This is a genomic window from Algoriphagus machipongonensis (assembly GCF_000166275.1).
Lineage (GTDB): Bacteria > Bacteroidota > Bacteroidia > Cytophagales > Cyclobacteriaceae > Algoriphagus > Algoriphagus machipongonensis.
The window spans coordinates 177732-200291 of sequence record NZ_CM001023.1; the positions used below are offsets into that span (position 1 = coordinate 177732).

The following is a 22560-nucleotide window of genomic DNA, read 5'->3' on the forward strand; positions in this document are numbered from 1 at the left end:
TAGAAATCCTCAATGTTCGATCTGAACACTGAGACTGAGAGCTGAGACTTTCTAGAGATTTCTGAATTCTAATCAAGCCTCGGTAAGCTCAATTTATATTTCATTGCCAAAAACCGAATACTAATCACCAATGACATGGATATCAACATATTGTAATTACGGTCTACTTCGAAATAATCCAAAACCACATACAAAACAGCGCCAGCCAGACAAGCTGAAGCATACACTTCTTTTCGGAAAAGAATCGGGATTTCATTTGTCAGGGTATCGCGGATCACGCCTCCCATCACTGCCGAAAACATTCCCATAATTGCAGCAATCTCCGGTCTCACTCCCAAACTCAATGCTTTTTCAACACCCAAAACGGTAAAAAATCCAATTCCGAGCGTATCAAACAAAAAGAAGGTCTTGCGAAGCCTACTTAGAAAATTGGGGAAAATAAAAGCCGCCAAAACACCGGCCAAAATAGCATACAAAAACTTTACATCTCCAATCCACACCAATGGATAACTATCCAACAGGATATCACGCAAAGTACCACCCCCAATTGCAGTAATAAAGCCGGTAAACCCTGCCCCGAACATATCATGCTCTCGCTCCCGGATAGCCAAAGCACCAGAAATAGCAAAAACAAAGGTTCCTACAAGCTCTAAAGCGTATTGAAGATCCATTTTTAAATTGTTTACAATTAAATTTTATTAAATATTTATGAAGTTTATTTATCCGAGTTTTTTACCTTTTACAAATGGAGAATTTCTCTTTCCAATTTTCTAATCCAAAATTAAATGAAATTTCGATCCTATCGCATGAATAGCAAGATCCTGTCTATTTAGATTAATACAGGAAAACATTTATCAAAATTATAAGTTCTCCAGATTACTGAAAGCTTCTTTTTATTTGATAATTTATTGATCAATCCAACGGAATAATCTTATTATTTCTAGTTTAAATAGTAATTCTATTTCATTTAATCCATAGAAACCGTACCTTTTTAATTAGTGATTTAACTCTAATCAATCGAAGTAGGAAAATCTACCGCCAATGATTCGTTTACGTTTCTTTTTACTTTTTCAGTTGTTACTGGTAGCGACTTCCATCTTGGCTAGAGATCTTCCTGCAGATTCTATCAATAGGGGTTTTACTTTAACCAACATTTTTAAAAAAGATTATGGCCACTCCAAGGCCACGCTAGAATTTGCAAATTTCGCTGCTCAGGAAACCAAAAAAGACACTTCTTGGCTAAAAATTGGAGGAGCCCTCCGTCTCAATACCATTTACACGATCTATGAAGGCCAAACATTCCCATTAGGAACTGATACCAGAAATGACTGGACTTGGGATACATGGAGAATCAATGTAGACTCCTACAGCGATGGTCTACAGCTTTCTTTTGAGTACCGATTTTACCCGACTTTTAATACACATTTCATCAAATATGGATGGATCGGATACCGATTTAATCCTAGCACCAATTTACAAGTAGGTATTACCCAAGTGCCTTTTGGCTTACTCACATATGCATCTCACAGCTGGTGGTTTATGACTCCCTATTATGTGGGTTTGGAAGATGACCATCAAATCGGCTTTAACTTTACAAAAGAGATAGATAAATGGAGATTTAATATCGCCTATTTTTTACTTTCAGAACCTCGAGGTACGAACGAATTGACTTTTGGGGTTCCAGCTTCTGCCCGATATTCCTACGATGTAGTCCCTATCCCGGGGAATAGTAATATTGAGAGAAGGCAGATCAATTTAAGAGCTGCAAAGCTTCTCAACGCTGGTGAAATAGGTCTTTCACTCCAGACGCATGAGGTTTACAATCAACAAACCACTCACACAGGTAGACAATTTGCAGGAGCCATTCATTTTGAAAATAATTGGGGCCAATGGAATCTAAAGACACAGGTTATTTATTACAACTACAAAAATGTCCAAGATGATAATGGCAACGAATTGGATTTCGTCCAAATGGGGGCCTATGGATTTGGCACCTATGATGTTGCTTCCGAAGCAGCGATGTACACCATAGGTGCATCCTATGATATCCCCTTAAAATGGGGTCCCATCAGAAACATTCAACTATACACAGACTATACCTACATGCAAAAATTCGGAGAAATCCGGCTTAACGGAGTAAATGAGCGCTTTACTCCTACGCACATGCTCGTTCCAGGTGCCTTAATTAGCGCAGGGAAAATATATTGCTATTTTGATATTGCTGGTGGAATCAACCAACCTTGGCTTACGGATTCCTTTGGAGGCAACTCTGCAGGAACCGGAAGGGGAGTTAATTATTTGGAACCCATAAGCGACAGCAATCCTATTGACCGTGATCCCTATTGGAACACTAGATTAAACATTAACCTTGGTTATTATTTCTAAAAACCTCTTACAATGAAAAATAAATACTTCGATATCCACCCACCCGTATTTTGGCCAGCCACATTTCTGATATTCTTTTTTATCACGCTTACACTCTGGGTAGGGGAACCAATGGAGGAAATCTTTCTAAACATAAAGGATTTTATCACTGATCAAACAGGTTGGCTTTTCATTTTGGTAGTTAACCTCTTCATTCTCTTTTGTATCTATGTGGGCTTTAGCAAGTATGGTAAAATCAGACTAGGTGGAAAGGATGCCAAACCTGAGTTTTCCACCTCAGCATGGTTTGCAATGCTTTTCAGCGCAGGAATGGGTATTGGTTTACTTTTCTGGGGGGTAGCAGAACCAGTGAGTCATTATGCAAACTCACCCACTTCGGAAAATTACAGCATAGAAGCTGCACAAAGTGCCATGAACCTAACCTTTCTTCATTGGGGTTTACACGCATGGGCTATTTATGCTATCGTAGCATTGGCTTTGGCATTTTTTACCTATAATAAAAAATTACCCTTAACTATTAGATCGGTATTTTATCCCATTTTGGGTGATCGAATACATGGCTGGATTGGAGATACGATCGATGTTTTTGCAGTCTTAGCAACTTTATTTGGATTAGCCACCTCATTGGGTTTTGGGGTTCAGCAGCTAAGTGGTGGATTATTCTACTTATTCGAAATCCCAAATACTTCTACTACTCAAGTTATCTTGATAGCATCTATTACCTCCATTGCCACTATTTCTGTGGTTTCAGGTATAGATAAGGGTGTGAAGTTTCTGAGTGAATGGAATATTAGGATCGCTGCCTTGTTCCTGCTATTCATATTGATATTCGGGCCAACACTTTACATTTTCAGAGGATTCCTACAAAATGTTGGAACCTATTTGAGTGATTTTATCTCAGTTTCTACGTGGACAGAGGCTTTTAAAGACGAGGGATGGCAAGGGGATTGGACGGTATTTTATTGGGCATGGTGGATATCCTGGTCCCCATTTGTCGGGATGTTTATCGCAAGAGTTTCTAAAGGAAGAACAATTCGAGAATTTATTTTTGGGGTTTTATTGATTCCTGCTTTGTTGACCTTTCTATGGATGACCGCCATGGGAGGATCTGCTATCTATTTGGATTCGCAATCTGGAAATCACGAATTGGCTAATGCTATCATTTCGGATACCTCTACAGCTTTATTTGTTTTTATAAACCAGTTTCCAGCAAGTATTTTAGGATCTATTATTAGTTTATTCCTAGTAGCTTCCTTCTTTGTAACTTCCTCGGATTCAGGATCCTTGGTTATTGATAATATTACATCTGGAGGTAAGTTAGAATCTCCTGTTGCTCAGAGAGTTTTTTGGGCTACCACTGAGGGAACTGTTGCCGCCGTACTTCTTGTCGGTGGTGGATTGGGCGCTTTGCAAACAGCTACCATCACCACAGGGCTACCCTTTTTAGTCATACTTCTGTTTATGGTATACTCCTTGAATAAAGGCCTAAAAGCCGAATATCAAGAATTGGAACAACTTGATAAACCAACGGATAAGAAACGGTACGAGAAAAAAATCAAGAAAAGCATTAAAAAAAGTGAGGAGAAATCTCAAGAGTCTAAATAAAATTTGAAATTTCCATCAACCAACAATGATTATATGAAAATGAGATGAAATCGAGCATATTTCAAACCTCCTAGCTAGTTTGATGATAGGATATGTGAGATTCCATAGCCTGCACCGACTATTCGGGGTGGCCAAAAAAAGAATAATAAACACATGAAAAATCTAAAAAAAATAGCTCTAGCAGCAGATTTAACCGAAATGGATGAAACGATCCTTCGATTCATAAAAGGCTATGATAAACTTTTTGACTTTGATGAGCTTTGCATCATACACCAAATAGAAATTGAAGAAGTTTCTGCTGAACTCCAAGCTGTATTGGACAAAAAAGGCCTTACTCTTGAGCAGCTTATTCACAAGGAAATTCAATCAAATGTGGATGCAGTTTTCGGCTCAGAAAACACTCATATTCACATTTACATCCACCCGAGGCCAGATTTTAGTGAGTTGGTACACTGGGTCAACAAGAGTAAATTCGATCTATTCTTTTTAGGTAAAAAAATGGGACTGGAAGGCTCTGGAGTATTTAGCAGCAAAATGGTCCGATTACTAAGTTGTAATTTAATTCTTGTCCCAGAGACAGCGAAACCGACCATTACAAAAATCATATCGCCTATTGATTTTTCATCCTATTCCAGTAGGGTACTTGAAGTTTCAGAACTCATCGCCAGCAATACTGATGCTGAGTTGATCCCATTGCATATCTTAAGAATAGGCATTCATTATTTCCCTTTTCTTGGTTCAGAGAAAAAGATCCAAAAGAGTCTGGAAAAAGAGGCAATTGAAAAGTTTGCTAAGCTCAAGAAAAAAACGAATATCAATGCCGAGCTAGAAACACTATTGGTAGAAAGCGAACCCATAGGTACTGCCATCTTCAAAAAAGCGAAGGAATATAAAGCAGATTTGATTATCATTTCCAAAAAAGGAAAGTCTGACGACTCGGACTTGCTTTTAGGTAGCGTAGCAGAAGATTTAATTTCAAACGAAAAAAATATTACGGTAGCTATTATCAATTAAATTCATTGCTTCTCTAGCAAAAAGACACCCATTTCTCGTTGGTTTAATACCAAGACTGTCTTGGGTGATTCAAGAAATTGGAAGCCCTTCAAGATCAACTTATCCACATGGTCCTGAGTAAGCACAAACCGTTCGGAATCATCAGGTAAATGGTATCTACCCTCTCCCAATGGCTCAGATTGAGATAAAACCTCTCCAAAGCCAGTACACATTCTGAACCAAAAAACTCCTCCGGGTTTAAGGACACGGTGAATTTCATCGATCATTTGCCAGAAGTTATCCACACTGCTGGCAAAATGCAAAACAGCTGAGCAAATTACCGCATCAAAGGAGGAATCATGAAAGGGTACTTCCTCCAATTTTCCCTCTAAAAACCGGTGAATATCGTAGTTTGGGTCTAGACTTTTTGCCTGGTATCTGCAATATTGAATTGCTATTTCGTTTGGGTCTATTCCAAAAATTTGAAATCCTTCCCGAATAAAATAAACGGTATTTCTTCCTTCTCCACATCCAGCATCCAGGATTTTCATCTCCTTGCCAAACCTTCCTTTTAGAATCTGATCGAGCAAATAGACATCTATATTACCTAGTAATTTATTCAGTTCGCTAATCTGCATTTTCCCATTCGTCTAAAGCCAAAGCAGCTTTTTGTCTGCCAATTTCTATTAATTCTGCGGCTCGATGAAACTCTAGGGTTCCGGCTTGATTTCTCGCCACTCTTATCCTGATCTCCACAGGATATTTTTCTATCAGTAAATTACAAAACCTGTCCTGCAGTAGATCAAAAGATCGAGTCATCAAATTGATAGAACTCAATGAGCTGGATTTTTCTACTTTTTCCTGATCTGGAAAATACTGCTTCATTTTATTTCTATAATCTTTTAACCATTTCGGTAAGGAAATAAAACGATGTCCTTCCGCGTCTTTTTTAGGAGGAGTGATCAATTCAGAATCTGGGCCATTCAGCCCAACCACTATGATATTACTATCCATTGGATTCTTAAGAAGAGAAATCGGAACAGGGTTAGTCACTCCACCATCAATCAGTTCATAATTATTGATTTTTGCAGGTTGAAATACCGTAGGAATACTTCCCGAAGCCCTGATAGCAGCATACAGACTTCCCTCTCTGAAAATTATTTCTTTCCCTGAGCGATAATCCACTGCATTGCAGGAAAAGGGAATTGCCATATCCTCTATTTGGCAGTCATTGACTACTTTTTTGAGGGCATTATATACTTTTTCCCCTTTGATGAATCCTCTGCTGGAAAAAGTGAAATCCATCAAGGAAAACACATCCACTCGATCCAGATGACATATCCAGTCTTTAAACTCCTCCAGCTTTCCTGCAGCATACATCCCTCCAACTAAAGCCCCTGCAGAACAGCCGGCTATTTCAGAAATATGGTATCCTCTTTTTTCAAGCTCCTCGATCACTCCTACATGCGCTAATCCTCGCGCTCCACCGCTGCTCAAAACCAAGGAAACAGATTTTCTATCGGACATTTTTTTCAAGGAATAATAAACTAAATTGACACTGAAAACTTGAAACGAAAGTACGCAATATGAGTCAATTTAAACCCTTTCACTTGGCTTTCCCTATCCGGGATATCGAAGAAACCAGAGCATTTTATGGAGAGCTGCTCGGTTGTGAGATAGGAAGAAGCACCGAAAAATGGATCGATTTTAATTTCTTTGGTCATCAACTCTCTGCCCATATCAAACCTGAAGAACTTGCCTTAGCACAAACCAATGCTGTCGACGGCAAAAATGTCCCTGTAAGACATTTTGGGGCTATTTTGCCTTGGGAGGAATGGCATGATCTTGCAGATAAACTAAAAGCACATGGAATTGAATTTGTGATTGAACCTTACATTCGATTCAAAGGAGAAGTGGGAGAGCAGGCCACCATGTTTTTTCTAGATCCTTGTGGAAATGCTTTGGAATTTAAATCCTTCCAAGATCCCAGTCAGATTTTTGCGAAATAAGATTTGTTATCTGTGAATACATTCTTTTTAGAAAGCGCGATTGACCGCCAAATATCATTTGGAGGAAAATCCTACTTTTTCTTTAGTGGCACTTCTTATCTAGGAATCGGCCAAAATGCTGAATTTCAGGAACAGCTTATCCTGGGCATGAAAAAATGGGGCTTAAACCATGGAATGAGTCGCATCAACAATGTCAGATTATCCGTTTATGATGAATTTGAAGCCTATTTTGCTCAGCAAGCCCAAGCTGATGCTGCCTTGGTAATGAGCAGCGGATATTTGGCAGGAATGACTGCTCTTCAGCTCCTCACCTCCAAAACTGATCAAATATGGGTAGCTCCCGATACTCATCCCGCAATTTTGCCCCTGAACCTGAAACCTGATCCAAGGGAAAGTTTTGAAAGCTGGAAAAACAACTGTCTCGAAAAGTCTCATAATTTGCCACCACAGCGCATTGTCTTCCTTGGAAATGCAGTCAATCCGCTGATTCCTGAAATACATGATTACACTTGGCTCAAGCATATCGCACAAAAGCATGAAGTGAGCTTTTTGCTTGATGATAGCCATGCTTTTGGGGTATTAGGCAATGATATTTTCGGGACCTATGCCCAATGGAAAAAACTGCCTATCCGCCTAGTAGTATCAGGTTCTTTAGGAAAAGGCCTAGGAATTCCTGGAGGAATAATCCTTTCAGATCAAAAGACAGGCGAAAGCCTTAAAAAACTCCCAATATATGGAGGAGCTTCTCCATGTCCGCCTGGATACTTGCAGGCATTTTTAAATTCAAAAGAAGCCTTTAAACAACAGGCTAAGACCTTGAAAGATCGAGTTTCCTACTTTCATCAGAAAAATAAACTACCAAACGAAGTTTATGGAGCCGAAAACTATCCGGTCTTTTCTTACACAAATGAAAATTGGGTTCAAAAGTTAGAGAAGAAGAACATCATCACTTCTTCCTTCCATTATCCTACTGCTAAAGATCCAGCTGTAAATAGAATCATCATTTCAGCATTCCATAGAGAAGATGATATCGACTACCTCTTGAACACTCTGCAATCAATAAAGCAAGAATGAAATCTTATAAATTTCAGATAATATTCACCCTTTTTATAATCGTTTTTTCTAGCTGCCAAAAGAAGGAAAAAATACCTTTCCAAGATGGGTTGGAGAATTACCCCACTTTACAAAAAGTCTTATCTAATCCTGAAAAATATAAGGTACAGATTCTCTATACTCAGGTGGATAGAAACGAACATGGGGTCCCCATGTTTAAGGAGTTTTCTTTCCATTTGAACGACTCAAACTACTTTTATCCTGCCTCCACTGTTAAGCTTCCTGTAGCTCTTTTTGCACTGGAATGGCTGAATGAACAAAATGTGGATAACTTAGATAGAGAAAGTACATTATTTATAGATTCTGTCCGTCCATCTCAGAAACCTGCCTATGTGGATAAGACATCTATTGACTCTCTTCCGAGTATTTCAAATTATATCAAAAAGATTTTATTAGTTTCTGATAATGACGCTTTCAATCGGCTTTATGAAGTCATGGGATTAGACTATATCAATGATAAATTAAAGGATAAAAACCTCATTAACAGTGTTATAAGTCAAAGACTGTCATTTCCCATTTCTAGCGAGGAAAATAAATATTTTAATCCTCTAAGATTTGTGGATAAGTCAGGAAATATTATTCTGGAGTTACCAGAAAGGCATACAGAAAACAATTATTTTGTTCGTGGAAAACCTAAAATAGGAAAAGCTCATTTTTCAGGAGATTCTTTGGTTCAAAAGCCGATGGATTTCACTTTTAAGAACAAATTTGCCCTTTCAGATCTAGATGCTGTCCTCAAAAGGATTTTATTTCCGAGAGCATTTTTCGAGGCAGAGCGATTTCAAATTTCTGAAGAACAAAGAGACTTTATTTTAAAGTATATGGGCATGAAACCTAGGGAAAGTAAGTACCCATCCTACCCTGTTTCAGAATACACAGATAGCTATTCAAAATTCTATAAATTCGGCACTTCCAATGACACGATTCCTTCTCAGTTTAGGATATTCAATAAGACAGGATGGTCTTACGGATTTCTGATAGATGGCAGCTATTTCGTAGATTTCAAAAATGGTGTGGAATTCTTCGTTTCTGCAGTCGTTTATTCCAATGAAGATGAGATCTTAAATGATGACAATTATGAATACGAAGAAATCGGAAAACCATTTTTTGCTGAACTTGGAGACTATCTATATCAGCTAGAATTAAATCGAAAAAAATTAATCAAACCGGATCTCAGCTCCGTCAAATTTGATTACTAGGTAAAAAAGGAAATCCCATGGTCAAGAAAAAAACTCCATTTATATATCGATCTTTTTTATCCTTATGGCTGGCGGTGGTCCTTCCCGCAACCATCATTGCCCTAATAATCTCAAAACTCTATTATAATAACACGATCAACTTCGAACCTCTAAAAGAGGCAGATGTTTGGTTGTATTTTGTGCTTCTTCAGGTATTCGCTGGATTTTTTACTTACATCTGGGTTTATATTCCCAAATCAAAAAAATATCGATCTTAGACAGAGGATAGAAATAATCAATTGTTTACAATTAAAACCTAATGGCCTTGGCTGATAATTCAATTTGAAAATGGGTAAAAAGATACTTTTAACATTAGGAAGTGTTTTTTTAGGCTATCGATCCTATGAATTGATTACTTCTTGGGGAAATATGCCCTTAGAACCACTTTTTTCAAAGTTTATCATGGCCTTTTTGGCTAATCTCTTTATCCTAGGCGTTTTTGCTTTTCTAGGTTTTGCCTGGCCCACTTTTAAACTTTTGCCTGATCGCTATTATCAAATCAACAATCCAAAAAATTTACTATCATTTACAAAACGTATCGGCGTTCCGGTATTTCAAAAATTCTTGTTACTCACGTTCTGGAGAAACAAAGCCAAGCAGAAATCCTACTTCAATGGCAGTAAAACAGGAATTAAAAACTTTATTATAGAATTAAAACGATCTGAAATTGGACATCTTATCCCTTTTATTCTTATTAATCTACTTTTTATTTGGAGTCTCATCCTAAAAGACTTTTGGACCGCGTTTTTTCTGCAATCCCTTAATATCATTGGTAATTTTTATCCTATCATGCTTCAGCGAGCTCATCGAGCGAGAACTCAGCGATTAGAGAAGTTACTTAAAGATTCAACCAGTAATTCAATTTAAATACCAGAGACCTTTGCTTTGGCGCGAAAGTATCAGGGAAATAATTATCCGTATAAACCAGGAAGAAATCTGAAACAGGGGCAAAGCGCCATTGAAGTCGCGTATTGATATTAATATTTTCGATTTGATTATTGTACTGGATAAATGTTGTCCAGAACAGTTTCTTCGTAAAGGTCAAATCAATTCTAGGTCCTACTAATACTAAATCTGCATCATTTTGAGGCTCAGGAAGCCGGATTCTGGCATAGTTGAAATTCATGGAAATATTTGCCTTCACACCCAGTCTCAAGCCCAACTCACTGACAACCCTTTGGAAATTCCCTGTGTAATAACCTCCACCTTCTGCCTCTAATTTTATTAAAAATGCATTCCTTGGATTACTGCTGTATTCAATCTGAATCGTTTTGGTATTGTAATCCGTCCCTGCAGGAAGTTTTTCACCACCAGTTCTTGTCGGGTCAAAATCCGAAAACAAATACACATACCTATTTCTCTGCGTAACAGTAATTGTCGAAAAAGAATTAAACTGAACGTTATAGCTCAAATTAATATCTCTATCAGTCGTTCCATTTGCTTCATTCCATAATAATTCAAAATCTAATTTTGGACCATGGCGGTTTATTAACCTTGAATTTGGATAAAATAAATAGGAAATATCTGGGTTAAAACGCTTGTAATCTGACCTAGGAACAAAACCTACTTCCGGATTAAAGTCTTTTCCAATATCCCGATAGCTTAAACTCCAAGACCAATGGATATCATTGAACCTGATAAATGAATTTAGGGAATATGGTTTTTCGGTATCTCTTGATTCAAATGTTCTATGGTAATAAGCATTTCCTGTCCATTTACCATCCGCTGAATTTAGATTATAATCTATCCCTACTAATCGGTTATACTCATCTGGGTTGAATAGAGATTGATTTTCACCTAAGGCAAGAGATTCTCTATCGACGAAGATTAAACCAATATTTGATCTGGCAAATAGCTTCTTTTGTACAGCTACTACAGAAAAATTCTTTCCCGCTATTCCTGCTTCATCATCGGTTGCTGTCTGCATATTCATGACACCCAACCTCCAGTTTTCATTTACCTTACCACTCAATCGAGCCCCATAAATGATCTTACTCTGAACGTTTTGCCCAGTAGCTGAATCAATATCCACTCCAATTCGCCTTGAAAAGAAAGGTCTGGATTGCCTGGAACCAAAACTATCAAAGAGATCTGCATTTTCTAAAAAGAACTGTCTTCGTTCTGGAAAGAAAATCTCAAAGCGATCCAAATTTGTCACTTGCTGATCCACCTCCACCTGAGAAAAATCAGGATTGAAAGTCAAATCCAGATTCATGGCAGGTCCAACGCCAATTTTAGCATCTCCCCCTACTGCTGGAGTAAATTTTTCACTGGTATTTTCTAGGTAATTTTTGGAGGTTTTTCCTGCTATATAAGGTATCAAAGAAATATTTGCGGAAGTTTTACTAAGAGGCTCCTCAAATATCAATTTCCGGTTGAAAGCAGTGGAAATAATTGATAAGTTCCTTGGTATTGGAGACCAAGTGCTTCGCTCTCCGGTATGGCTATCTATTCTATAAAAGTTTACATTCCAGCTTTTCGCCCCATCTTTAAATCGAATTGTGGAAAGTGGAATTATGGCTTCTACCTGCCAATGTGTATCAAAAATTCTTGCTTCTGCATACCACTTATTATCCCAGGCTAAACTTAAATCTTCACTTCTAATCCCCCCATTTGCCAATAAGCCTTCTCTTTGGACTCCATAAGGATTCACTCCAAATTGAAAGGCATTTGTTTTATCATTGAAAGTATCAAAAACGAAGGTGATTCCATCATTTTGCTGCCCTCTATAATCTCTTCGTAATGAGGTAGATACATAATCTCTTGGCTCATTATTTTCCATAACAGCAGCCAAATAGAGGTTATGCTCATCAAAAGCAATTTTCACTCTTGTGGGTGTTTGGGATAAGGAAGTATCCGAAGGAAAATACTGCATAAAATCAGTGTTCCATCCTGTGGGATCCAACCATATATCTTCTGTCAATTCCCCATCTAGCTGAATTCCTTGTTTAGCCTTAACAGCTATGGCAGCCGGATTCTGGTCAATTTGAGAAAATACTGTTCCGATGCCTAGAATATAGGCAGTTAATAAGAAACAAAAGTTTCGCATAAGCTTAGTGATACCGAACAAAAATATCTTGTAGCGGCTATCATATCACTTATATTTTACCAATGGTCAAATAAATAATCGGGGACACAATATCACATTTAGAATATTTCCCCGAAACAGGTCAAAACAAGACTTCTTGAAGAAGCGTGTCTCCGAAATTCACATAAATATATTCCCTGCCATGTTCCCATGGCCAGCCTTCCCTCAGAAATAGGAATTTGCAGGCTTGAATCAAAAAAACTCGCTTTGATATGTGCTGGCATATCATCAGGACCTTCATAGGTATGAATAAACTTAGGATAGTTTTCCGGAATCAATTCATTTACAAAAGTTTGAAAATCTCTGCGCACTGTAGGATCAGCATTTTCATTGATGGTTAGAGCTGCAGAAGTATGCTGAATAAACACTTGCAAAAAACCGGTTTTTACTTTTCTGATCTCCGAAAATTCATCTTCAATCAAATCTGTAATTAGATGATACCCTGAAGAATAATGTGGAAGTCGGATTTTCTTTTGGAAAAATTGAGCCATCTGCAAAAGTAAAACTACTCTAGAAAGTAAAAAAGTACTGGTCTCAAATTAAGGCTTAAGCCCGAGAAGCATTGTAAAGAGGGTTGAAGAATTTATTAGCTATTTAAGCATCAAATTCGACTTCAACCCCCATTACAATACAATAATTATTCTTTGTCAAAATACAATTTCGGACCATCACAGCTGTCCCAAGTGCCTGTTAATTGTCCTTTGCTGTTAATAAAATAATCCTCAAAATCTGAAGAACAGCTATGGATAAGCAGACTTTGTTGAGTGCCGTATTGAAATCTATATTTAGTTAAGCCATCCGAAAAGGACTCTTCATAGGTGCCACTGAGCTCATATTCGCCCACTGTTTTGGTAAAGGTCCCATCAGGCATCATGGTGTAAACATAGGCAGAATCCTGAATACTGGTATACTCCAAATGCCCTTCTAGATCTACTTGATAGCCAGCAAGAGCCCATTTTTGATTTTCATCTTTGTATTCTGGCAACTCACTAAAATTGCAACTGAAAGCTATGATTGCTAAAAGGGAAAAAATGGAAAGATTTTTCATGGTGTTGGTCTTGTTTGAAGTCTATTAAAACTCTAAATCAACTTCTTTGCCAAGCTTGACTAACCAACTATTTTTCTCTCCTTTTTTTGCTTTTTTTCGCTTTAGGATTGAATTCTAAGGCCTTTTCAACCCAAAATTCCCAATCATCGTCCAAGTCAAAGCCCTCAGGATCAACGAAAACAAAGCCTTTCATGGGTCTCCCTGTAAACTCCATAGACCTACAACCTGCCCTTTTTATACACATCTCCTCAGCATCTTCTCCCACTCTTACCATCAATCGGTCCTTGCCTGAGTTATTATCACGATTAATACCCATAAACATCTTATCATCCACCATAAAAAGCATTCCACCCATCATCTTCTTGTGTTGAAATGGTATGTGGCGACTTTTTAGGCTTTGAGCCAAGCGCTCTACCAGATATTCATCGTATGCCATTTACTCAGATTTTTGAAATGGTATTTTCTAAAACTCCGATTCCATCAATAAATATTCGGACGACATCTCCTTCTCCTAGGGTAAAATCATCAGGCACAATGCCTGTTCCTGTCATTAAAAAAGATCCTATCGGAAAAGAATTTCCTTTGAAAAGCCATTCAGCAAGCTCTGGGGGCTTCCTTTTCAATTGTGTTAGATCTGTTTCTCCTGCAAATGCTAATTGACCCGACCGATCTATTTCCAATCTGATTTTTGACTCCTCTGGCAGGAGCTCATCTTGCACTAAGATACAAGGGCCAATGGAGGCACATCCTAAATAAACCTTGGCTTGAGGCAAATAAAGAGGATTTTCACCTTCAATACTTCTACTACTCATGTCATTGCCAATCGTAAAACCCTGAATCCTACCTGCAGGAGAAATCAATAAGGTAAGTTCAGGCTCCGGCACATCCCAAGTCGAATCTTTTCGAATATTAACTGCAGCTCCTGGGGCGGAAACCCGACTTGCTGTGGCTTTAAAAAATAGCTCAGGACGATCCGCAGCATAGACTTTATCATAAAAATCTGCCCCTCCAGCATCTTGACTTTCTTCCATTCTGGCAGTTCTACTTCTGTAATAAGTCACACCAGCTGCCCAAATTTCCTGATCTCCCATTGGAGACAAAATTCCAGCATTCAACAAATCTTCGGCTTCTTCTTTCGATACTACTTTCCAGGATTTTGATTCTAGGCTCAGATACTCTTTCAAGTTTTCTCTACCCAATAATTCATTCCAGTTTAGGCTTGGTCCTAAAAGATAAGATTCCTCGATTTGGACTAATGTCCCGGAGGTTAGTTTATAAAGTTTCATGGTTTAAGGTTATTTTGAGAGAGAAATTTAACGAAAAGTTTCAGCATGTGAAGATTTTGAGCCATTGATTTTCTTTCCTCAGAATTGCAAATAGATTTTTCCCCATTACCTTTGCAACAAGATCATAAGGGGTGCCTTAATAAAACGGGCTGAGATCATACCCATACGACCTGATCCGGGTAATGCCGGCGAAGGGAAATGAGCAACATAACAAGTTATTATTCGAAAATGCGGAAGGCGCCTTCGTGTTTCAATTGATAAAAGTTATGTAAAAGGGTAAACAATCACGGAAGACTTCCCCTGAGTTTTCTCATGTTTCACCTCAACAACCCGAAAGGGTATTTACATGAAAAAAGTATTGCTAAATCTGGCTTTTTGCCTTATTGCAATTTCCTCTTGGGCACAAGAAAACCTGAGTGGAAAAGTTTTGGACGCTAATTCCGGCGAACCTTTAGTAGGAGCTTCTGTTTGGACAGGAAAACAAGGTAGAGGAGCAGTCACTGATGAATACGGTGCCTTTACGATTACCAAATTAACTGCAGGAGAAATCCAGCTTAGGGTTTCCTATGTGGGTTACAGCAGTCTTGAAAAAAACCTGGCTGTTCCTTATGCTGGAGATTTGACGCTTGAGCTTCAACCTACCGAATTATTAACAGAAGAGTTTATAGTCTCTGCTACTAGAGCTTCGTCTACTACTCCCACTACCTTTCAGACTATTGACAAAGAGGAACTTGCCAAAAGAAATTTAGGACAGGATATTCCCATCTTATTGAATTTTACGCCATCCGTTGTCACCAATTCAGATGCTGGAGCTGGCATAGGTTATACTGGTATGAGAATTCGTGGATCTGATCAGACCAGAATCAATGTAACGGTCAACGGAATCCCAATGAATGATGCGGAGTCTCATGGGGTATTCTGGGTGAATATGCCTGATTTTGCCTCTTCTGTAAATAGCCTTCAGATACAGCGTGGTGTGGGTACTTCTACGAATGGGGCGGCCACTTTTGGGGCAAGCGTGAATATCCAAACGGATACACGAAATGAGGAGGCCTATGCAGAAATTGATAATTCTGTAGGTTCTTTCAATTCCTGGAAACATACTGTAAAAGCAGGAACCGGGCTATTAAACAACCGTTTTGCTGTAGATGCCAGACTTTCGAAAATCTCTTCTGATGGTTATGTAGACCGAGCAACTTCTGACTTACGTTCTTACTTTGTTTCAGCAGGATTTTATGGTGAAAACCATGTCCTAAAATTGAATGTATTCTCTGGAAAGGAAAAAACTTATCAATCTTGGTGGGGACTTCCTGAATCCAAATTAGAGGATGACCGAACAGACAATTACTACACGTACGAAAATGAAACCGATAATTATCAGCAAGATCATTATCAACTGATTTACTCTGGCACTATTGGGGATAATTGGAAAACCAATGCAGCACTACACTACACGTATGGTAGAGGATATTATGAGCAATATCGAGAAGATGATGATTTTGCCAGCTATAATCTACCGGATGTGGTCATCGGCGATTCTACGATCAGCAGCACAGACATCATCAGAAGAAGATGGCTTGACAATGATTTCTACGGTGCAGTTGCTTCCATCAACTACATTTCAGATAATGGCCAATGGGATGTCGTTCTTGGCGGTGGTGCCAATCGGTACGATGGAGATCACTTTGGAGAAATCATCTGGGCAAGAATTGCCGGCGATACGGACATCCGCGATCGATATTATGACAACAATGCCGTCAAAGATGATCGCAATGTTTACCTAAAAGCCACCTATGAAGTTTCCTCTGGTTTGAATCTATTTGGAGACTTGCAAGTCCGGTCTATCGATTACTCTTTTATAGGTGTAAATGATGATGGAAGAATTGTAGATGGAGAAGAAAAGTACACCTTCTTTAACCCGAAATTTGGTCTTAGTTATGAGAAAAATGGTAAAGTCTGGTATGCGAGCTATGCCGTTGCCAACCGTGAACCTACAAGATCTGATTTTACGGATAATCCTATCACCGAAGTTCCAAGACCAGAGAAGCTTAATAACATAGAAGCAGGAATCAGAGCTAAAAGTGGGAATTTCAGCTACAATGCTAATTTCTACCTGATGGACTACAAGGATCAATTGATCCAAACTGGCCAAATCAATGATGTAGGAGCTTATATCCGAGAAAATGTACCTGATTCTTACCGAGCGGGAATTGAGCTCGATGGAGCATTTCAGTTATCCAAAGCCTGGATGATTGGGGCTAATATAGCTTTAAGTCAAAATAAGATTAAGGAGTTTACTGAGTATATAGATGATTATAGTACTGCGGAATTTACTCAGGAATCCTTCACCTATACTGACACAGACATTGCTTTCTCTCCGAACATTGTTTCTTCCCTCATGATAGAATTCAAGCCTGTGAAGAATCTCTCTTTGAACTGGTTGAGTAAATATGTTGGTAAGCAGTATTTAGACAATACTTCAAACGATGCAAGATCATTAGATGCGTTTTTCACCAATGATTTTAGGGTAAGCTACTCCGTTCAACCTAGATATTTCAAAAGCATTGATATAAACCTGATGGTCAACAATGTCTTTAATGAGATGTACGAGCCAAATGGCTATACTTTTAGCTATTTCTTACCTGGAGAAAGTCAGAAGGAATTGGTTACAGAAAACTATTATTACCCAATGGCCGGGACCAACTTTATGTTAGGAATTAGTATGAAATTCTAAGAAATCTAACCTGTAGAAACCCATGCAACTCGAGAAAAAACACTTTGAAATACTTCCCAAAGCGCAGCAAAACTGGCAAAATCGCCCGGAATGGTTTTTCAATAGAGCACATACAGACACCTACGAACTTTGGTACGAGGGTCGCTATAAGCGAGCAGAAATCTGGCAGAAAAAAGTCATGGAGCAGCTGGTATCTAAGGACAAAAGGATCAAAACCTTACTTGAATTTGGCTGTGGAACCACTCGATTCACACGCTGGTGGAAGGAAATTGGTATTAAAGCCACCGGAGGGGATATTTCCCCTCTCATGCTTTCCCAAGCCATCAATCTTTTCGAGGGTGATTTAGTCATGGCGGATTCCCATCATATGCCCTTTAAGGATCATACCTTCGATTCGCTGGCTTTCATTACCACTTTTGAATACTATAAAGACCCGGTAAAAGTGATACGCGAATCTGCCCGAGTAGCAAAATACGGCATTGCCATGGGCATGATGAACCGAAATTCACCCAAGGTCTTGAGAAGGAGAGTCCAACAGGTTTTTGGTAAAAATCCTTTCTATGTAACTGCAACTTTCTACACTCCTGCAATGCTGATCAAAATTATTGAGGAAGCATTGCAAGGAAGGCAATATACCATCGAATGGTCATGCACTGGCCTACCAAAATGGTTTCCGGTACAGCAGTGGAGCGTTCCTTATGGTGACTTCTTTGGTTTGTATGTGAAATTCAATGATGTAGACTGATGGCAGATCTGGGTAAAATCAATCATGAAGGATATCAAAGCTTGCTTGCGGGAAGGCTTGGAGCATTTCGCAAAGAGGTAAAGCAAGGTCCGGGCTTTGGTGTGGACGTAGCGATTACTTCCTTGCCTGGCGGCTTGGCTATGGCAGCGACTAGCGACCCTTTATCTTTGATTCCTTCCCTAGGCTTACAGGAATCTGCTTGGCTCAGCGTGCATTTGATGGCCAATGATATGGCGACCACTGGCTTTGCCCCTCAATACGGCCAATTCGTCCTCAATCTCCCAGATTCCTTAAGCAATGCTGACTTCAGTACCTACTGGGGCTATATTGATCGCTTTTGTAAGGAAATTGGAGTGGCAATCACAGGGGGTCATACCGGCTTTGTCCAAGGACAAAACTCCACTTTTGCCGGCGGAGGAACACTTATTACCATCGCCCCGGAATCAGAAATGATCTGCGCAACAGGCGCGGAAGAAGGAGATGTGATTTTAGTGACCAAATCCTGTGCAATGACTGCCACGGCCATTTTGGGAATGAGTTTTCCTGAAACTGTCAAGAATAAACTCGGAACCGATGTATATGAATCAGCTTGCCAACAATTTTATCAAACTTCCTCGCTAAAAGATGGCTTAATCGCTGCTGGTGAATCTGAGAAATTCCCAGAAATAACGGCTATGCACGATGTGACGGAAGGAGGGGTTTTGGGAGCGATCTACGAAATGTTGATTGCTTCAGGAAAAGGGGGAATGATAGAAAATGACTTGATTCCTGTGGGAGAAATCGCCTCCCAAATTTCTAAGTTATTTGATTTAGATCCCCGCTACTGTGTAGGAGCTGGAGCAATGATTATTTCCTGTAGGCCTGATAAATCTGCTCAACTTATAGATCGTTTAGGAAATGAAAATATCAGCTGTACTGTAGTAGGGAAGGTATTAGGACAGGATCAAGGAATTAGGATTTCAGAAGGAGAGAGTTCATCACTATTGGAATATAAAGAAACAGACCCCTATTGGGCCGCCTATTTCAAAGCATTAAATGAAGGTTGGAAATGAAAACATCAGCAACAATATCAGGAGGGCTTTATTTGGTTATTGATCCCAGTAAAGAGGAAACCTTGCTTTTGAAGTCATTGAAACAAGCATTATCTGCAAAGCCTTGTGCCGTTCAGATTTGGGATAACTTTCCTGAAAAACCTCCCGTAGCCGGCTTGATAGGCAAAATTAAAGTGCTTTGTAAGGCAGCTAAAGTTCCTTTATTGATCAATAACCATCCAGAATGGGTGGAGCTTTTTGATCTGGATGGGGTGCATTTTGATGAGATCAATCAATTCTCTGAGAAATGCCTGAAAACCTTTCACGATATGAGAAAAATTGTGGGAGTCACCGTAAACAATGACCTAAAAACCATCAAAAAGGCTGTGGATTTTGGAGTTGATTACCTCTCCTTTTGCTCCATGTTTCCATCCAGCACTAGTACCAGTTGCGAATTGGTGGATTTCGAGACCGTTCGCAAAACAAGGGAAATGACTCAAAATCCAATTTTCCTTGCAGGAGGAATCAGCCCTCAAAACCTAGCCGATCTTGAATCTCTGAGTTTTGATGGCATCGCTGTCGTATCTGGAGTGATGAGCTCTGAAGATCCAAAAGCTGCCATATTAAATTATCAACAGTCCCTTTCAACACTGAACAAATGAAACTAGAAACTATAGCCAAGCTTTGCTGTCCTTTTGATAAAGAGGACCTGGAATTGAAAACTATCCTTACCGACGATCAGGAAAACATCCTGGAGGGCTGGTTGACTTGTGGATCATGTAAGCGCATTTATCCTATCATCAAGGGGATTCCTATCATGAACCCAGATGAATATCGCGAGGCACATTTGGAGCAACCCGTTTTAGAACGATGGCAGAAGGAATTGGACGGAAAAGAAATTAAGGATTTTAGACTTTTAGAGGAAAATTCAAAGGAGTCCTAAGCCTTCTTTGACCTTTTTCAGGGCAGCTACGGCTGCCTTTTCTTTTTCAAAATCCAAGGCGAGAAACTTGGTTCCATTGGAGATTAGTACAATTTTATAAATGGTCACTTCTCCTGAAAGTGTTGGGCTCAGACCATTGGGAACATTCCTACTTCGAAAGCTATGCAAGATCATTTCTGCATGTTCAATTTTAGGAAGTTTTTTCCACGCTCCCAACTTAAAAAAAAGCAAGGTTTGATATTCTTTGTATTTCCTATTCTCAAAGTCCAGCAGCGTCCCAGTATAAGTAGTAACAAGAATTACCCCAATCAAAAAAGGTATTCCAGCAACGAGGACAATTTTCAATGTATTGGTTTCTACTTCTACAAAAACTGGAGTAAGTATTACCACCAAACCTAGAAAAATCAATACTAAGCCGAATAAACGCCCCCCACTCAAAATCGACCTGTAGCTATGATTGAATTTTTGCAAGGAAGAGCGTTTAGCGGGACTTGACATTTTTGTTTTTACGAACTAAGATTAGCGCAATTATAGAATAGATCAGTAAATATTTATACAAATCCACAGAAATTGTAAATCTGATATTGATTAAGAAAGGAAGGTTTTGTTCAAAGAAATTTGTAGCTATAAAGTCAGCCAAGCCAGCAAAAGCTAAAATATGGGTAACCGTGGCCAAAATTATAAACAGCAGCCTTTTGATCAATACAATATGAATACGAGCTAGAAATCTTACTTTTTTGAAAAGTACATTCCAAAGGATCGAAACTGGAAAAATCAGGATCCATAAGGAATTGATCAGACGATTTTCAGTATCATAAATGGAGTGATCAAACTTCTGATCATAAAGGTAATCTTGGAGAATGGTAACCAACAATATTAAGATCAACACCGAGAGGTATTTCAGTGTCGCCTTCATTCTGAGTTTTTTTTGCTGGAAAACAGGAGACATACTTTCAGCAATTGGTGTTGCTTGAAGTTACAAAATATTAAATAGGCGGGCTGTTTGAACTAAGGAACTGCTGTAGGTAAAGATTTTTCAATTTTCTTTACCTACAGGGATTGGTATGTAAAACAGCTTTACATACTAAATTCTAGAAAATGGCCATAGGTTTACCTCCCTTCAGGTCTGCAATCTTAATCCCCGGCCATCTCCGGGAAATCAGAATATCAATCTGGAAATACTGATTTATCCATCCTAGGGACGATTCTTAAAGCATTTTTATAATACAGCTTTTTCAAAACCTCATCAGAAAGTCCTAGTCCATACATGGCCCAGAAGGCATGGTATTTCTTGTAATAAGGAAAATACTCATCCTCAGTTTCCAAAACCCTAAAATAGGTATAGAACTCTTCCTTATTATAGGCATCCTTACCGAAAAGAACTCGGTCTTGGTATTTTTCAAAAAACTCCTTTGCCCTTCTAGGCTGTCTTCCAAACTCAGCAATCACAGCCCCGATCCCAAAATTAACATTTGGGTACTTTTCTAAATGGGCGCTTGCAGCATCCAAATCATTTGCCATCCATCCCATATGTGCATTGATGAAAGTAGTCTCAGGGTGTTTGGCAAAAACATCGTGTTGCTCTGCTATTATTTGTTCGAAAGGTGCTGGGTTATCTGCGCCTCTTTGACGACGCGGGTGTGTTTTTAGCTCAAGCCAACGCTCATTATTTGCATCCATTGGTTGCCAAAATTGTGCTGGATCAGCAGAGTGAATGATTACAGGAATTCCCAACTCTCCAGCCTTAGCCCAAACGGCATCTAAATCTGGGTGGTTTACAGGTACTCGGTTTCCGTCAACATCATTTACATTCAAGCCTAAACTTTTATAGATTTTCAATCCACTTGCTCCAGCTTCCACATCCTCTTCCAGTTCTTTTACTGCAATTCTCGTCCAGTTTTCATCCCCAAAACCTGCAAAATTCAGATTGGTAAATACCATAAACCTCCCTGGTGCATGCGTATTGAACTCCTCAATCATGGATTTAATATATTCTTGCTGCGAATTGCTATCTCCTCTACCAAATCCTCGACCTGAAAGATTCACCAAAACTCCCATATTAATTTCATCCATTTCCGAAACCAATTCATCGATTCGTTCTTTATTGATCCCTCCCTGGTGAGAATGTATGTCTACAAAAGGAAATTTCGCTTTGGTAACAGGATGCTCAGGAACCTTCAGTGTGGATGGGGGATTGTACTCTTCGAAACTCATTTCTTGAGCAGAAGCAATCCCAGAAAAACCCAATAAAATTACTGTAAGACCAATGCTAATCTTCGGAAATAAAAATCTTTTCATAAGTAAAATTTGGTTGAGGTAAAAGGTGATGATTGTGTTTAAAG

At 39.0% G+C, this 22560-nt stretch carries 24 protein-coding genes and 1 riboswitch; of the genes, 13 read left to right on the forward strand and 11 right to left on the reverse strand.

The annotated features are described in order from the left end of the window. Positions 1-68: 68 nt before the first annotated feature. Complete coding sequence (locus ALPR1_RS00835) at positions 69-671, reverse strand: trimeric intracellular cation channel family protein (protein WP_008197740.1); 603 nt, start codon at positions 669-671, stop codon at positions 69-71. A gap of 370 nt (positions 672-1041) precedes the next feature. Between ALPR1_RS00835 and ALPR1_RS00840 the strand changes: the two genes are divergently transcribed. From ALPR1_RS00840 to ALPR1_RS00850, 3 genes are all read left to right on the forward strand, one after another. Then, positions 1042-2385 (forward strand): hypothetical protein, encoded by a 1344-nt coding sequence (locus tag ALPR1_RS00840; RefSeq protein ID WP_008197742.1) that lies wholly within the window; start codon positions 1042-1044, stop codon positions 2383-2385. Between the two features lie 12 nt (positions 2386-2397). Beyond that, a complete protein-coding gene (locus ALPR1_RS00845; RefSeq protein WP_008197743.1) occupies positions 2398-3990 on the forward strand; it encodes a BCCT family transporter in 1593 nt (530 codons plus the stop codon). A 153-nt stretch (positions 3991-4143) separates the two neighbouring features. Continuing rightward, the gene (locus ALPR1_RS00850) at positions 4144-5004 is read left to right on the forward strand and encodes a universal stress protein (RefSeq protein ID WP_008197744.1); all 861 of its coding nucleotides are present in this window, start codon (positions 4144-4146) and stop codon (positions 5002-5004) included. A 2-nt stretch (positions 5005-5006) separates the two neighbouring features. On the opposite strand, the gene ALPR1_RS00855 is transcribed toward ALPR1_RS00850, so the two are convergent. Both ALPR1_RS00855 and ALPR1_RS00860 read right to left on the reverse strand, forming a co-directional pair. Next, complete coding sequence (locus ALPR1_RS00855) at positions 5007-5621, reverse strand: class I SAM-dependent methyltransferase (protein ID WP_008197745.1); 615 nt, start codon at positions 5619-5621, stop codon at positions 5007-5009. Next, the gene (locus ALPR1_RS00860) at positions 5611-6510 is read right to left on the reverse strand and encodes a patatin-like phospholipase family protein (RefSeq protein ID WP_008197746.1); all 900 of its coding nucleotides are present in this window, start codon (positions 6508-6510) and stop codon (positions 5611-5613) included. Before ALPR1_RS00860 ends, ALPR1_RS00855 begins: the two co-directional genes overlap by 11 nt. A 59-nt stretch (positions 6511-6569) precedes the next feature. On the opposite strand from ALPR1_RS00860, the gene ALPR1_RS00865 reads away from it, so the two are divergent. The 5 genes from ALPR1_RS00865 (at position 6570) to ALPR1_RS00885 (ending at position 10210) form a co-directional block, all read left to right on the forward strand. Continuing rightward, the gene (locus ALPR1_RS00865) at positions 6570-6992 is read left to right on the forward strand and encodes a VOC family protein (protein WP_008197747.1); all 423 of its coding nucleotides are present in this window, start codon (positions 6570-6572) and stop codon (positions 6990-6992) included. A 12-nt stretch (positions 6993-7004) separates the two neighbouring features. Continuing rightward, on the forward strand, positions 7005-8066 hold the full coding sequence (locus ALPR1_RS00870; RefSeq protein ID WP_008197748.1) for an aminotransferase class I/II-fold pyridoxal phosphate-dependent enzyme: 1062 nt from the start codon (positions 7005-7007) through the stop codon (positions 8064-8066). After that, positions 8063-9304 carry a serine hydrolase gene (locus ALPR1_RS00875; protein ID WP_008197749.1) on the forward strand — a complete coding sequence of 414 codons (1242 nt, stop codon included), beginning with the start codon at positions 8063-8065 and terminating at the stop codon, positions 9302-9304. The genes ALPR1_RS00870 and ALPR1_RS00875 overlap by 4 nt, the downstream gene beginning before the upstream one ends. A 17-nt stretch (positions 9305-9321) precedes the next feature. Further along, a complete protein-coding gene (locus tag ALPR1_RS00880; protein WP_008197751.1) occupies positions 9322-9561 on the forward strand; it encodes a hypothetical protein in 240 nt (79 codons plus the stop codon). A gap of 70 nt (positions 9562-9631) precedes the next feature. Beyond that, complete coding sequence (locus ALPR1_RS00885) at positions 9632-10210, forward strand: glycosyl-4,4'-diaponeurosporenoate acyltransferase CrtO family protein (protein ID WP_040302416.1); 579 nt, start codon at positions 9632-9634, stop codon at positions 10208-10210. Here the strand turns inward: ALPR1_RS00885 and ALPR1_RS00890 are convergent. From ALPR1_RS00890 to ALPR1_RS00910, 5 genes are all read right to left on the reverse strand, one after another. After that, positions 10182-12392: a DUF5916 domain-containing protein gene (locus tag ALPR1_RS00890; protein WP_008197755.1), complete on the reverse strand. Its 2211-nt coding sequence runs from the start codon at positions 12390-12392 to the stop codon at positions 10182-10184. The two genes, ALPR1_RS00885 and ALPR1_RS00890, sit on opposite strands and share 29 nt — an antisense overlap. Positions 12393-12490: 98 nt before the next feature. Beyond that, positions 12491-12922 (reverse strand): secondary thiamine-phosphate synthase enzyme YjbQ, encoded by a 432-nt coding sequence (locus ALPR1_RS00895; RefSeq protein ID WP_008197758.1) that lies wholly within the window; start codon positions 12920-12922, stop codon positions 12491-12493. Positions 12923-13068: 146 nt separating this feature from the next. Next, the gene (locus ALPR1_RS00900; RefSeq protein WP_008197760.1) at positions 13069-13479 is read right to left on the reverse strand and encodes a hypothetical protein; all 411 of its coding nucleotides are present in this window, start codon (positions 13477-13479) and stop codon (positions 13069-13071) included. Positions 13480-13546: 67 nt separating this feature from the next. Continuing rightward, the gene (locus ALPR1_RS00905; protein WP_008197761.1) at positions 13547-13915 is read right to left on the reverse strand and encodes a TfoX/Sxy family protein; all 369 of its coding nucleotides are present in this window, start codon (positions 13913-13915) and stop codon (positions 13547-13549) included. A 4-nt stretch (positions 13916-13919) separates the two neighbouring features. Then, complete coding sequence (locus ALPR1_RS00910; RefSeq protein ID WP_008197762.1) at positions 13920-14765, reverse strand: fumarylacetoacetate hydrolase family protein; 846 nt, start codon at positions 14763-14765, stop codon at positions 13920-13922. A 117-nt stretch (positions 14766-14882) separates the two neighbouring features. After that, a riboswitch (TPP riboswitch) is annotated at positions 14883-14979 on the forward strand. Between the two features lie 132 nt (positions 14980-15111). On the opposite strand from ALPR1_RS00910, the gene ALPR1_RS00915 reads away from it, so the two are divergent. The 5 genes from ALPR1_RS00915 to ALPR1_RS00935 are packed head-to-tail and all read left to right on the forward strand — an operon-like array spanning position 15112 to position 20218. Beyond that, a complete protein-coding gene (locus ALPR1_RS00915; RefSeq protein ID WP_008197763.1) occupies positions 15112-17499 on the forward strand; it encodes a TonB-dependent receptor in 2388 nt (795 codons plus the stop codon). Between the two features lie 22 nt (positions 17500-17521). After that, positions 17522-18244 (forward strand): class I SAM-dependent methyltransferase, encoded by a 723-nt coding sequence (locus ALPR1_RS00920; protein ID WP_008197764.1) that lies wholly within the window; start codon positions 17522-17524, stop codon positions 18242-18244. After that, entirely contained in the window at positions 18244-19296 is a 1053-nt protein-coding gene (locus ALPR1_RS00925; protein ID WP_008197765.1) for an AIR synthase family protein, read from the forward strand. Before ALPR1_RS00920 ends, ALPR1_RS00925 begins: the two co-directional genes overlap by 1 nt. Continuing rightward, entirely contained in the window at positions 19293-19937 is a 645-nt protein-coding gene (locus ALPR1_RS00930) for a thiamine phosphate synthase (protein ID WP_008197766.1), read from the forward strand. The genes ALPR1_RS00925 and ALPR1_RS00930 overlap by 4 nt, the downstream gene beginning before the upstream one ends. After that, positions 19934-20218, forward strand: a complete 285-nt coding sequence (locus ALPR1_RS00935) for a Trm112 family protein (protein WP_008197767.1) — start codon at positions 19934-19936, stop codon at positions 20216-20218. The genes ALPR1_RS00930 and ALPR1_RS00935 overlap by 4 nt, the downstream gene beginning before the upstream one ends. Here the strand turns inward: ALPR1_RS00935 and ALPR1_RS00940 are convergent. From ALPR1_RS00940 to ALPR1_RS00950, 3 genes are all read right to left on the reverse strand, one after another. Beyond that, a complete protein-coding gene (locus ALPR1_RS00940; RefSeq protein ID WP_153231748.1) occupies positions 20204-20689 on the reverse strand; it encodes a hypothetical protein in 486 nt (161 codons plus the stop codon). The genes ALPR1_RS00935 and ALPR1_RS00940 overlap by 15 nt on opposite strands. Before the next feature lie 10 nt (positions 20690-20699). After that, on the reverse strand, positions 20700-21134 hold the full coding sequence (locus ALPR1_RS00945; RefSeq protein WP_153231749.1) for a hypothetical protein: 435 nt from the start codon (positions 21132-21134) through the stop codon (positions 20700-20702). A 251-nt stretch (positions 21135-21385) separates the two neighbouring features. Beyond that, positions 21386-22516, reverse strand: coding sequence for an amidohydrolase family protein (locus tag ALPR1_RS00950; protein ID WP_008197770.1), 1131 nt, complete (start codon positions 22514-22516; stop codon positions 21386-21388). Positions 22517-22560 lie beyond the last annotated feature (44 nt).